This is a genomic window from Pseudomonas sp. NPDC079367 (assembly GCF_044542195.1).
Classification (GTDB): Bacteria; Pseudomonadota; Gammaproteobacteria; order Pseudomonadales; family Pseudomonadaceae; genus Aquipseudomonas.
In genome coordinates, this window is sequence record NZ_JBITTW010000010.1 from 57,571 (window position 1) to 70,543 (window position 12,973).

Sequence of the window (12,973 nt, forward strand, 5' to 3'; positions counted from 1 at the left end):
CTCCATCCTCGGACCTCGAAAGGGTATTAGCTTTTCTGTCTAAGATCGTAGAGGACTAAACATCCGCCCAAAGGGAATCTAGTGATGCAGATCAGAATCTAAGAAGGGAACACACCCGAAGGCTGGCTTGTCTGGATCGACGCCTAGGCTATGTGGAGTGTGCGTTTGCTATCTGCTACTGCTTGAAACCCGCTTTGACTGCTGCAAACCGCACAAATGGCGAGCTATGCACGGTGCATAGGTCCGTCACCCCAATTACGTTTCCGCGACGTAGCCCAGCCATGAGGGCGTGGAGTGATTTAACCTGGCGATTCGCAATCCATTGTTGGCTTCAGCGCAACGGCAACAGTCCCAGCCATTTCCACCAACACATCAACAATCCGCGCATGCTCCCACGGATCATTCGGTGCAACAGCCGTCGCGACGGCCCTCGGGTTTGCCAGCACGGTCTGCAGCGCATCAAGGTCATTTTCGTTCAGGTCTAGGCTGAAGCTCAAGCGTTTAGTCATGATGTAACTCCAAAAGAGGGATCTGGATGCCGATGGCCATCGCCTGTCCTAGGTGCTCAGCATGTTTGATGTAGCTGAATACTTCGACTCGATTGGCTACCGGGCGAGGGCCGTCGTCGAAAAGGCGATTACGAAGATTGAGTATGCCGAGCTCATCAGGGGCGTTTTCCGAAAATAGCACAAGGTGCCAACCACCATTTCCTTCCCAGCATTTCTCATCAGATAGCGAATGGGGAACGACATACGCCTCTTTGATCGGCAACACCTGCTGAGCGATAGTTAACATGAGTACGAAAGGACCAGCGCTTTCGTTAGAAAACGAAGCGCGAAGCTGTTCAAGCTGGGTCGCCAGATTGGAGATTTCTAAAGCACGCATCTGCTTACCAAGAGCTTGGATCTGACAAAGGAATTTTTCATGGTCCCGAGACATTAGATCGATCTCCTGTAGCTATAAGTTGCTTCATCTTCGTCATACGAAGGTTGGGTTTCTGGCTGGGCAACCGGCCTTGTTGTCGGTTCTGCCAGAGCAACGGTTTCAGAATTCTGCACTTCTCGCTGGGCGCTCATCGCTTCAATACGCTTCAGGGCTTCGTTGGGATCTTCGCCAAGTTGCAGACCAACACGCTCGCGAACATCCTCGATCTGCGCACCAGCGAACTGGCTGACGAGTCGAGCATGACGCTTCACCGTAAGGCTATCGCCGCCTTGGTCGCGATCATAAGCAAGCGAAAAGCGCTGGATTTTATAGCGCTCGGCCAGGGCGATGATTGCCCCCTCAGTGTTTGGACCAGGTTCGCCAGTAGTGCCGATGAACAGGATCCGCTGCCGCTCTTCTGGGCTAGCCAACTGGTAGGTGCTCAGGGTGTCGACACCGCCCTCGCTGAAGCGGATTTCGGTGGGGTTCGCGCATTTCGGGTTAGCGAGGTAGACACCTTTTTCAGTTTCTGTCGTAAAACCCTTGAACTCACGTCGTTCGCCATTGATAACCTGAGCGCCGCGGTACTCATACCCGCAGAACTTGGCATTAGCATCAATGTGAGGAAACACGGCGGAGCCATGCCGGCTCGTACGCCAGCGCGTTTCGGCCAACACTTCGGACGAGATACCTCGCTCTTGGCTCAGATAGCTATCACGGCGAGACATGAATCCGAAAGTGCGGTAGTGGTTTTCCGTGCTGGTTGCGATTGTCTCTAGGCGCTCGCGTTCCTTCCTCTGTCGCGACTCTTCGCGTGCCCGATCAATACGGGCCTGCTCTTCCGCTGATTTACCCAGCGAAGGCAGAACGCCCCCCTGAAACGCACGAACATCGTCCTTGGCCTGGATGAAGGTGCCGCCACTGGCTTCCTGATAGAGCTTGAAGATGTCACCGCTCTTGCCCGAATGGCGGTCATGCCAGACCCAATTGTCATCAGCGGCCTGGTAAATGTCGTATTTCCCTGAGCCGTGGCGGAAAACAGCATGTCCTTTGTACGAGGCCTTCTTGTCGTACTCCATGCCAAGGTGAACAGCGTAGTCGGTCAGGTCAACGTCGCGTTTCATCGCGGCCACTTCGCGGGCGTCTGATGCTTTGTCGTATTTCATCGAGCGTGCTACAGCAGAACCAGGAACCTGCCGTCGCACTCGACCAAGAGGCTGTCGATCAGCGAGTGTGTTATCGGGCAATAGACCCTCACGTCCCCTTCCGGAACCTGCTGCCAGATCGCATGTGGACAACGTACGCAGACCGTCTGAGGAAACTCGCCCTGCAGGGCGTTTAATGTTGCCGAGCGGACGGGAGAAGGCTTCTTCGTTTGCGGCGTTACCGGCGCCGGCGGCGCGGTCAAATTGGCCGAGGCTGCCGGCGACTCGCTGGCCTGCGGCGCCGGCTCGGGACTCGGGTCGGGAAACTCCATCGACGGCGGCGACAGGTCGTCCATCAACGCGGGGGTACCGGCCGAGGCCGGCAAGGGTGGCAGGTCGGGCAGGATCAATTCGAACATAGCGGGCCTCCTGAGGCTCAGGCTTGATCAGTTTCAGCTTCGTGGTGAATAAGGCGGGCTTCATTCCCTGGAGCGTTTCGCAAAGGTCGCGGCGTTGCTCTAGGGGCACGGATGAGCCGGGGTTTGTCCAGGGTTCAACTTCAATACCTAGAGCGGGGTTTTCTGCAGCTACAACAGCAACGCGGCGGGCGTCGAGCGGCCAGGTCTGTTCGTTGGCGCGAAGGTCGACCACGGCAGCGCCGAAGGCCTTGGCGTGGTCGATCTCGGTTTGAGCGGGCGGCAGGACCGTGACGGACTGACGGGGCTTTTCTTGAGGTTGTTCCTTCGCTTGGCCGGGGAACTGGAAGAGTGGTGAAACACCCTGGAGGCGATCGAGGACAGACAGTTGTTGAGGGGCTAGCTTGAACGGCTGGCCGGTGTGCACGGATGCGCGAATTGCTTCGCGCACTTGAGGCATGAGATCGAGGGCGTTTTCTTTGTAGATGAATTGCGACGCCGACTTCTTGAATGGGAGCCAGTTCGCTTCACTCAGGTACGTTTTGCAACCGTGGATTCCGCGGGTATAGGCGACATACCAAGCCTGTAGAGAGGCGTAGGAGGACGGCAGGTAGTAGGACTGCATGACAGTCATACCCTGTGCCTTGTGTCCGGTCATGGCGTAGCCGTACTGCAGCGACTCGTACTCGCTGGAGTTGATCTTGACTGACTTCCCATCGTCCCGGGCGATCGTGAACAGAATCTCCTCGATCGGCTCGCCGTCGACTTCGCGGGCGATTCGCTCGATACCCAATACGGTGCCGAGATCCCCGTTATAGATGGGCTCTTTTTGGGCATCCTTGGCCGTTTTGCGTAACAATAGTCGATCGCCAATCGCGACCTGGATCGTGCAACGCTCGCCCGGCAGCACTTCGGTTTCGATGCTAACGCTGCCCCCTACGCTCAATTCACTGCGAGCGAATCGGGCATCGCGGATTTTGTTGTTGAGCGCTCGAACCTGTTCGTTAGTGTCGGCGAGAACGAGGATCTGGGACCAGTCCAACTCTCGAACGACGCCATCTTTTCCTGTTAGGCCGGCTTTCATGTCACCGAAAACATCGCCAACCAGCTCGTCAGCCTCGTTCACACCGTCCGCGAAAACCCTGAGCTGGTCGTCGCGCTGCATATGCCGAATTGCATCGCTCACCTTGCCTTCATACAGGGCCTGGGCAGTCGGTTTGAACTGGTCTACCTGACGGGCGATCGTTTCGATCTTCGCGCAGCGGTCGCCAACAGCGTCATGCAGGAGGCCGAACAGTGCGGCGGTTTCTACGGCGTCATGCTGGTTTCTGTCACCCACGCAGATCAGGCGGGCACCGGCCTGGTGGCAAGCCACTACTAGGTTATGCATCTGATATGTGTCCAGCATGCCGGCCTCATCACACACGACGATATCACCACGTCCAATGAGGTCCTGCTTTTTGACGCGCTCGCCGGCCTGCTGAGCGGCCAAGGCCTCCTGGTGCTTAATGAGCAACGAATGGACAGTCTGAGCCTGGATGCCGGTCGACTTCGCCAACTCCGTCGCCTGCTTGTTTGCAGGCGCAACGCCAATGACGCGGCGCCCCTGCGCCTTGAACGCCTCGGCATATACGCGGAAAGTCGGCGCCATGGTGGCCGACTTGCCCACGCCAGCGGCCCCCTTGAGGTATGTGTACTGGCCTGGCCCAGTCAGATCGTAGGCAGCTTGGCGTTGCTCCAGACTAAGCCTGAAGGGCTTTTCACCCGGTTTCTGGGTCGACTGTTTTTCTTTCTCGTAGCCATCGATCACCAGGTCTACGAGGGTCCGGTCGACGTTCCAACTCGGATCATCAAGGCCGGCATGAACGGCTTTTAGGCAGTCAGCTTCGAGGGTGATTAGCTCTTTCGTCGTGTACCGCTTCGACGGCATCCGGCCGTGTTCGTCGGGCTGCTGGGGGATTTCGATGAGTCCGAGTTGTTTGAAAATCTCCGACTTGGTTGCTTCGATTTCATCGAGTCCACCTTTGCCAATAGTCAGGTGCGCAGCTGCAGAATCGATCGCGAACTCATCGATCACGGTGGATCCACGAAACACCATGCGCTGCAGTTCAGCGAGACTCGGAGCCTGGAGCTCTTTAGCTGTAGATGCTCTCAGCTTGATTGTAGGAATCGCTTCGCGCCAATGGGCATCCAAGCTGTCACCTAGCTCAATGTCCTTCGCATCGCGGCTTCGGACAGCGATCGCCTGAGCTGCAGCTTGGCCAGAGGTGGCCATAGTCTTCTTCTCGGCCTGGATTTGCTCGCTGCGCTTAGAAAATTCGGCAACAAGTTCCTTCGACACTGAAGATTCATTGATGCGCAGGCCGTGACCGCTCCAATCAACGACCATCGCCGATGCCAACTCGGGTAGTTGTGCCTGGAGACGCTGAAAAAAGGCCACGTCAAAGACGGCCCCGAACTCCTTCTGGGTCTTGTATAGCCATCCCGCATCGAGGGTTAGGAACTTGCCGTCGACGGTGCGAACGAAGTTCGGCCGCTCTAGATGTACATGCAACTGGGGATCAGGGAAGTCCTGACCAGGGGCGCGACGTGCTGTGCAATGAGCATATGTCAGGGTGACGCATTCGCCGGTTACAGACTCTGCGCCCTGAGCGCCTTCACGTCCGCGAATCCGACCAGTAAGGTGCTCGCGCTCAATCGCATCGTTGACGGCTCCCATCATGCATTCCTGGATCACGCGACGGGTTTGGTCGTCGGTCTGTGCCCAGTAGATACTGATGGACTTCTGCATGGACACGCACGAGCTGAAGCCAAGGACAGGATCCGTTGCCGATTTTTCTTTGCCCTCCTTCTCCAGTCGCTCCAGATCACCGGCGTCGAGCTGCTTTTTCGAGGACGGGTTTGCCTTCTTTGATTCAGCTTCCTGAATAGCCTTGTCGATGGCGTTTTGGCGCTTCTCATCGAGGAACGCCTCACCAGTGCGCGGATTGATGCCACGGAAAAGAGCTAGGTAATCACCGTCCTGGGGATGCTCACCGAGGTCCAGCTTGTTGGCCAACGGGCCGGCAATACCCGACGCCAAGGTGTCGTTGCCGGACTTGTGGTAGTAGTCCTCGCGCCCTGTGCCCTGGTCGCCTTCCACCTGACTGACGATCGCTGCGATCTCGGCATCGACTTTCGCCAGTTCGGCAGCCATTACTTCATCTGTCACGCCACGCTCTGCGCCCAGAGTAATGCGCTCCTCACGTAAGGCCTGAAGCTCCTTCAGTTTCTTTTCGAAGTAGCTGGCTTTGGCTGCAAAATTGCCGGCCGTGGTCTTCTGATTGCTCATCCCGTAGTGGCTCATCGCTCGATCTCCATGCCTGTCTGCTCGGCAATGAGGCGATCCATAACCATCGGCACGAGCCGATTGAGCATCGGCTCGACGGTGCCGGCGAGCAGTTCAGGCCGGCGTTCAGCCTGGCTGGCGAGAACCTGCAACAGCAGATCAGGAAGAGCAGAGCCCAGAAGGGAAGAAACGGACTGGGTGATTGCGCCTGCCATCGAAGCCACAACCGGACCATCGAGGAGAACGGGAACAGGTCGGGAAGGCTCGGCGCTGAAACGCTGCGCAGCCATGAAGCCGGCGATTTCTTCGTCTGTGCGCAGGGACATGAGGGCATCGAGCACGCGGCCTTGAGCAACGCCCAGGCGAGCCGAAAGGCGTTCCAGACGCACTGCCGCAACTTCATCCAGGTACTGGGTCGAGGTCTTCGCCCCGGCCTTCTTCCGCGCCATTTTCCTTTTCCCTTCTGAGAACGCTTCTCAGGTAGACGGCTTTAGCCGGCGTACCTTGCTTTTGCTTTGTTGCTTTTCCGGCTTGGAGGCCGCGCACAGCGCGGGCTCCGGGCCGACGCGAAGCACCCGAAGGGTGCAGATGTGTTAACGAAAGCTGTATATATACAAGCATATCGCATCACTTTAAGCAAGTTTTGCTTGACTAGCACTAGTTTGCAACTAATATGAACCCTAAGCGGTCAACCTTTGCAGCTTGTTTGCAATAAACCGCCAACTAGAAGCCGAACCTTTGGTAGAGTTAGCAAGCAGTTTTAAACAAACGCAGCGACCATAGGTGAATGCCATGTTTGACCGACGCACAGACGCCGAACGCGCCCGTGATGAGCAGGACCAGCTGGAGTGGATGCGGATGCAGCAGGAAGAGGCCGATCGCAAAACGGCGGCATTGAAAGCCGAGCTGGAGCGTATGAAGGCCGCCGCTGAATCTGGCAGTGGCCAGAAGAACGTAAGGGGAAGCGTCACCAAAGCTTTGCTGCCGAGGATCGAAATCCTCCGCGAGGCAACGCGCTTAGGAACACCGATCACGCAACAGCAGGAAATGCTGGAAAGGGCAGGAATCGTTGTTAGCTACAACAGCTTGCGCAAGTTCATCCAGAAATTCCTGGCTCGCGAGTACCGAGAGTTTCTGGCGAACGTACGAACGACCGGAGCTGATCCTGATTTTGGGCGTGAGTTACACCCTGAAGTCATCCGCACAAACACCCCTGAAGCCTTCGATAAGCGACCAGCAGAAACAACAAGCATTAAGGAAGAAAGCGGTTCAACTGCAGGAAATATTGACTTAGAGCGGGCGGCAACCCCTCGAAAGTTTCTCTAGAAATCAACGGGAAAACCCATGAGCAAGAAGGAAGAGAAAATGGCAAAAGCAGCAGCAGTTGCTCACCTGGTGGAAATGGACGACCTTAACCTCGATTCGTCGTGGCTCACTGCATCGCGAATCCGCCCGCTGCAACTCCCAGTTGGTAGTGACCCTGGCGCGTCGATTGAACACCTGATCTACGGCAGCGGGCTGGACAGCTTCGTTTTGGACATCGGTGGCAATGAGACAGCGAGCAAGACCATCACGGCCATCGGTGAGCAGATGTTACTGCGGCACTTCGACCTGACTCTGATTCCCGTACGCGACGAAGGCCAGGATGTTGATAACGCCTTCAAAACCATCAAGCTGATCCGCGAATTCGATAAGCAAACCCCGATTGCCATCCTGCTCAACGACATCACCAGTCGCACCCAGGACACCACGGATCTCGCGCTGCGCGAAGCGTTTGCCGAAGTGTTCGATTTGGCTGAGCAGACCGGCACCGAGCTCCTTGTCATGCCTCGAATCGAACGCTATGGCCGTAGTCGGCGCATCGGCCTGACTCAGTGGGAGATCTCCGAAGAGCGCGAAGCGATCGCTGATCGCCTGCGCAGCATCATCATCGAGGCCGAGCAGGCTGGTGACCTCGACCGCGCCAAGCTTAATACCCGCCTGATGCGTGCCGTGACCGGCTCAAAAACCGTGCGTGAAATGATCAATGTGGTGTTCAAGCGCCTCGATCAGATCCTCGGTCAACGCGATCGTCTGCGCATGATGGTCGTTTCGACCAAGGGCGGGGTCGGCAAATCGTTTACCTCACAGCAGCTGATCGCGCCATACCTGCTCTATTCGTTGGGTGGCCGCCATGAGTGACATCGGCGGCGCAATCCGCTCGATTGATGAGCTCGTTGATGAAGTGACGCGACTCCACGTTCTCCTGCGCGGCAATCGCGATTATCCAGGCATCCTGGAAGAGTCTGTGAAACTCATCGATAGGCTGGACGGTGTTGCTGGCCATCTTGCCAGCGCCTCCCTGTTGAGCGAACAACTGGGGGCCTTGCCTGACCGCCTGCTGCGGTCGGCAGATGACATGCAGTTCAGGGCGGCCTTGCGTGAGTCGATCGCGCAGGTACTGGCTGACTCGATCGTTGACGCCAAACGCCATGTGCAAGACGAAGCGGCTCAGATCGCGATCGATGAGTTGAGCATGAAGATCAACCTTGCCATGGCCAATGTAGGTGAGAGCTCGGCAAATCTGTTTGCCGAGCGGAATCAGCTGAAAGGCAAATTCGAAGCAGAGAGAGAAAAGAACGCCGTGCTGGTCCAACGAATGAAGTACTTCGAGCAGGACAAGGACAACGCACTTCGCTTGATCTCGGCCGACTTTGCCGCCGCGAGCAATCGCGCCGGCAAGGCCCGATTGCTCGACCTATGCGCCGGCCTGGTTATCGGTGTCGTTGTATCTCTGACCACACTTGTGCCGGCGGCTGAGCTGTACCTCAAACAATCTACCCAAAACCACCACCAATAGCGCTAACGCGCAACCACTACTGACGGAGAAAATCGCATGAGCAACCATAGCGATGACGGGGATTTTCGTGCCCGAAAAAAGAAGGTGAGCTTGCTTGGCAGTGACGCGGAGGCGTTTATCCGTGCCCGACGCGAGGAGCGCGAAGAGTTCAAGCGCCTTGAGGGGCGCGACCTTCATGAGCTGGACACACTGGCCAAGGATCCTCGCATGGAGGAGTTGCATAAGCAACATCAGCAGCGGGACGACGCTCCAGCATCCCACGCTGAGCAGCGCAAAGATGCCCAGGAGGTGGTCCAGGAGGAGCAAAAAAAGCTGACTGATCAGCAGGTCAACCAGGAAAAACAGAGCGAATACGCCGGGAGATCAATGTGATGGATAACAGAACCCTCATTGCAGCATCGGCACTGGTCGCAGTTTTTACTGGCCAGGTGGGCGCTTGCCCTCTTGAAGATTGCCTGCCTGGATTGAGCGAGCCTCAGTTTCAGTCTCGTGACCAAGACATGCTCGGTGTGTATGACCTGAAGCAGTCTGGACAAGCGGCAATGCACGTTGGGCTAATCGCCGCTGATTTCAGAATCGCACTACTCGAAACTGAGAATCGCGCTCTTCGTCTGGCCTTGGCAACTGGCACTCCACCTGACGTCAGCAGCCTCAAGCTTTATCCGAGCCTGAACAGTTTTCTAGACGCGATGAAATCGGACCTGATTCAGACAGAAACAACTGGCCGGATGCCGCAATTGCGTCATTTTGAGCAACGGGTCCGCAATGCGGACACCCGAGCAAAAATTGCTGATGCGTCGCGGGCGCTGGTAATCGAGAGCGCTCAAATTGCTGCGGCGGCGAACGCAACTAAGCAAGCGCAGTGAAAGGGTGGCTCACCTGAGCGGCAACTCAGGTGAGCCGGTTTCGCGGCAGGAAAAACCCACGAAAGGAAGAAATTGTATGGTAACGCAATTCCGTAATTACATGGAAAATCTGCTTCTTTGGGTCACAGATCCTGAAGCAGCAAAACGCGCCTGGCGAGAGCGCCGTACCCAGGCCATTCGCATAGCGCTTGGCCCACAACTGAGCGCGGATACTCGCGGTTGGCCGGCCAATCAGATCCTCCACGATGATGTGATAGAGGCCCTCCCATCGGATCGTGCGTCTCTTACGCGCCGCGCCTTCTATGGCCGCGCTGCATTCCATGCGGGCGCTCGACTCCAGAAGCGCCTACGCGCCCGGAATTTCGCGCTGAGCGTCGGTGCGTTCTTCCTGGTATCCGCAACGGCCTACCTCTTGGGTCGCAACGGTTCCAGCCTCGCCTGGCAATGGGGGTCGATCACTGCCGGTCTCTGCATCGCTGTGGCGGGGGGGGTACGTTTTCCGTTGCTCACTCGGTCTGACGCCTGCGGCTTGGCGCCTGATAGTCCCTGCCGGCCCGCTGCTGACTGAGGATGAAATCCAGGATGTGAAAAAGTTCGGCTCTCGCGTGTTGCTGCGCGTAACTCCGCCTCGGACTCCTGCCGATCTGGTAGGCTCGTATCGATCATGGACGTACGATCGCGACGGCAATCCTGTTGATGGCCAGATCGTGCCCGATGACCTATCGGTGTCCTACTTGCGCAAAGCCCTGGTTGATGAGTCGATGCCAATGGCTGTCGCCGGAATCGCCATTCTGCTGGCAGGTCTATTCGTCGCTTCAGATTCCCTGAGCTGGTTCATCGCGCCGGTCGCCGCCGGCGGCGCTGCAGCTTGGTCGCTCCTGGCGATCTTCGATCTGTCCTCAATCGCTAAGACCCGAGCTGCGGCGGCCCGCGAGGCCCTGGCGGTCTCTGCCTATCCCAAACTCATTGAGCAGGAAGGTAAGAGCAAATTCGCGGACTTCGATCGCGCATTGAATGAACAGATCGAACGAGCAATGAGCGAAAAGTCTTCGTTCATCAACCTGGGCACTGCAACTGATCTATTTGCTGAACGACGTGATCCGTATAGCCCCGCCCAAGCGGGCATGCCTTTCGGCCTGTCTGTGGGGGACCTTTCGACGCACATGCTTGTACTGGGCCAAACCGGAACCGGTAAAACGGCAGCGGTGATTCGGCCAGTGGTCTGGCAATGGCAAGAGGCGAGAGCAGGCGGCCTGCTGGTACTGGACGGCAAGGGTCAACTTCCGAAAGAGCTCGCCGGCCTGCCCGGTTACCAGGTTATCAGTCCCGAATCGTCGAACTTCAACGCCATCCAAAATCTCCAGCCGGATGAAGTCGCCGATACTCTTTTCCAGCTATTCAGTTCCGATAAAGGTAATGCGGGCGACGTTTCGGGCAGCGAGTGGGAGCAATTCGCCCGTGAGCTACTGCGCAGCACGGCGAAAGTTCTTGCCCTCATGAATGCCTTGGAGCCGGTCGAGTGGCCATGGAATCTCAGCTCAATCTACAAACTCGCATTCGAGCCAAGTAGCCGTGATCGCGCAAAAGAACTGATCGAAGGCGATTGCATGCATCTTCTCCCTGGACACCTGCATCGTGCTTATAACTCGTTCATGGTGCGCCACCTGCAGAAAGCTACCGAAACCCGTTCGTCCATCGAACTCAATTTGGAAACCTGGCTCGGTACTCTAATCAATGATCAAGAGCTTGGTGCGTGGGCTGACTGTGTTGAAGGTGTCGAGATCGAGGACTGCCTCTACGGCGCAATGATTGGGCTGGCTCTACCTGATACCCAGAGTGGCGTTGCCGTTTCGGCGCTGGCCAAGCGTCGCTTCTATAGCGCGATCAAGCGCCGTGGCGACAACTGGAAAACCGAAGGTCAGGAGCCTGTGCTCCTGGTAGTCGACGAGGCACAGGATCTGGTTTCGCATGAAGAGCTGGCGATCCTGCCTAAAGCCCGCTCGCTCGGTCTGTGCGCGTTGTACTCAACTCAGGGCCTCGATGGTCTGCAGGTTGCACTGCAGGACGAGCAGGCCACGATCATGCTCCTGGATCAATACCGTTCTGTGGTGAGCATGCAAGTCGGCTCTGAGATGACCCTCGACTACGTTTCCCAGCGCCTGGGGACTGCGCCTCGCGTGGTGTTTTCTGAGGTCGCTGCGAACACAACTGATCCGGTGGCCACGGCAAACCTTTACGGCGCCAATGCTGGCGGTTACTCCACTGGAACCTTGGCTGCCAAAGCGCAGACATCCGACGAGATGATCAAAGTTGGCCGCTCGTATAGTCATGTCGGCCAAGCTATCAGCACTGTCTCTGAATTGGCGAAGAAACTGGGTGCTGAACAGGCATGGCAGCAGCTGCCTGCCGCAATTCGTCGGGAGCGGCCGGCTGGCAGCGTAAAAATTGGCGAGATCCCGCTCGTGTCGCCGGAGGAGATCCGGTCGCTGACGATGAAAAAATTCACGGCCCTGGCTGCGGTGAATCGTTGCGGCACCGTCCGCCGCGCCCAGATCCGTCTCAATCCGATGTTCACATTCCCGACCGAGCAGCAAATTGAACAGCCCGCTGAGGAGGTAGCAGCATGAAAAACTCTTCCGCACATCTCCTCGCCCAGCATGGCGACCTGCTCCAGGTCGGTTCGGTTATCGTCGGCGAGCCGCTACAACTCAAGTCTGGCCGGTTAATGAAAGCGATCGGTGTCGCGGCGCTCTGCGTCGCAGTTGCCGCCGGCGCGGGGTACTTCACCCAAGGGGTTCGGGAAGAGTCTGCTCGTATTGCTGCTGCCGAGAAGGCAAAGGCTGCACGAGTGGCCGAGGAAAAGCGCATTGCGGCCATCCAGGTGGTGGGCCTACAACAACGCCTGACGGCATTGCAATCTCGGATCAGTTCTAAGCGTGATGCCTTACTGGAACGCTTCGGGCCGCTACTGGCCAATAGAGAAACAGATCCTGACGTGGATTATCTGCTTCAGCGCTATCCAGCACCAATCAAGCCCCTTCAGGGCATTGATCCAGCTGCATTCGAGGTCTTCATCGAACTCGATCGCGACAGCTGGGTTGCGAATGGAACCAGTCCGAAACTGGATGAGCATTATCAAACTGAAAACGCAAAGATCCAGGAAGGCATGAACTACTTGGACAAAATCAACCGCGAGCTACTGCTGATTGCGCAAGGCAAAACGGCCACAGGCTCAAAAACTGAGACTCGGGAGCTGAAAGATGCCGCGTCCCCGGCGAAGCCGGCAGCTTCTCGCTCTGTGCCGGCCGCTCCGGCAGCACCCGAGCCGCTCATGCCGCCGGAAACTTCAGCACCCGTGCCGGCGGCAAAGCCTCGCGCGGCGCCCACGGGCGTGCCTGGCAAGGTCCAGGTCCTGGACTGGTAGTCTTGTCGGCTCGCGCCTTAAAGGATCCCGG

11 protein-coding genes are annotated in these 12,973 nt (G+C 57.2%); 7 read left to right on the top strand and 4 right to left on the bottom strand.

What is annotated here, in order from left to right; genetic code table 11:
* Nucleotides 1-299: 299 nt before the first annotated feature.
* Genes ACIGDJ_RS11710 through ACIGDJ_RS11725 form a run of 4 tightly spaced genes read right to left on the bottom strand, consistent with a single transcriptional unit; the run spans nucleotide 300 to nucleotide 6,262 of the window.
* Nucleotides 300-509, bottom strand: a complete 210-nt coding sequence (locus ACIGDJ_RS11710) for a hypothetical protein (protein WP_038442570.1) — start codon at nucleotides 507-509, stop codon at nucleotides 300-302.
* A complete protein-coding gene (locus tag ACIGDJ_RS11715; RefSeq protein ID WP_038442571.1) occupies nucleotides 502-939 on the bottom strand; it encodes a hypothetical protein in 438 nt (145 codons plus the stop codon). Before ACIGDJ_RS11715 ends, ACIGDJ_RS11710 begins: the two co-directional genes overlap by 8 nt.
* Nucleotides 939-5,831, bottom strand: a complete 4,893-nt coding sequence (gene mobF, locus ACIGDJ_RS11720; RefSeq protein ID WP_038442573.1) for a MobF family relaxase — start codon at nucleotides 5,829-5,831, stop codon at nucleotides 939-941. Before mobF ends, ACIGDJ_RS11715 begins: the two co-directional genes overlap by 1 nt.
* A complete protein-coding gene (locus ACIGDJ_RS11725) occupies nucleotides 5,828-6,262 on the bottom strand; it encodes a hypothetical protein (protein WP_038442574.1) in 435 nt (144 codons plus the stop codon). Before ACIGDJ_RS11725 ends, mobF begins: the two co-directional genes overlap by 4 nt.
* 343 nt (nucleotides 6,263-6,605) lie before the next feature.
* Here ACIGDJ_RS11725 and ACIGDJ_RS11730 point away from each other — a divergent pair, with 343 nt between their 5' ends.
* The 7 genes from ACIGDJ_RS11730 to ACIGDJ_RS11760 all read left to right on the top strand — a co-directional run bounded on the left by ACIGDJ_RS11730 (nucleotide 6,606) and on the right by ACIGDJ_RS11760 (nucleotide 12,942).
* Nucleotides 6,606-7,139, top strand: a complete 534-nt coding sequence (locus tag ACIGDJ_RS11730; protein ID WP_041023492.1) for a hypothetical protein — start codon at nucleotides 6,606-6,608, stop codon at nucleotides 7,137-7,139.
* A gap of 18 nt (nucleotides 7,140-7,157) precedes the next feature.
* A complete protein-coding gene (locus ACIGDJ_RS11735; protein ID WP_038442576.1) occupies nucleotides 7,158-7,994 on the top strand; it encodes a hypothetical protein in 837 nt (278 codons plus the stop codon).
* Complete coding sequence (locus ACIGDJ_RS11740; protein ID WP_038442577.1) at nucleotides 7,987-8,652, top strand: hypothetical protein; 666 nt, start codon at nucleotides 7,987-7,989, stop codon at nucleotides 8,650-8,652. The genes ACIGDJ_RS11735 and ACIGDJ_RS11740 overlap by 8 nt, the downstream gene beginning before the upstream one ends.
* A 36-nt stretch (nucleotides 8,653-8,688) precedes the next feature.
* Complete coding sequence (locus ACIGDJ_RS11745) at nucleotides 8,689-9,024, top strand: hypothetical protein (RefSeq protein WP_038442579.1); 336 nt, start codon at nucleotides 8,689-8,691, stop codon at nucleotides 9,022-9,024.
* Entirely contained in the window at nucleotides 9,024-9,518 is a 495-nt protein-coding gene (locus ACIGDJ_RS11750; protein WP_038442581.1) for a hypothetical protein, read from the top strand. Before ACIGDJ_RS11745 ends, ACIGDJ_RS11750 begins: the two co-directional genes overlap by 1 nt.
* Nucleotides 9,519-10,102: 584 nt before the next feature.
* Nucleotides 10,103-12,145: a type IV secretory system conjugative DNA transfer family protein gene (locus tag ACIGDJ_RS11755; RefSeq protein ID WP_397478867.1), complete on the top strand. Its 2,043-nt coding sequence runs from the start codon at nucleotides 10,103-10,105 to the stop codon at nucleotides 12,143-12,145.
* Complete coding sequence (locus ACIGDJ_RS11760) at nucleotides 12,142-12,942, top strand: hypothetical protein (RefSeq protein WP_038442582.1); 801 nt, start codon at nucleotides 12,142-12,144, stop codon at nucleotides 12,940-12,942. The genes ACIGDJ_RS11755 and ACIGDJ_RS11760 overlap by 4 nt, the downstream gene beginning before the upstream one ends.
* Nucleotides 12,943-12,973 lie beyond the last annotated feature (31 nt).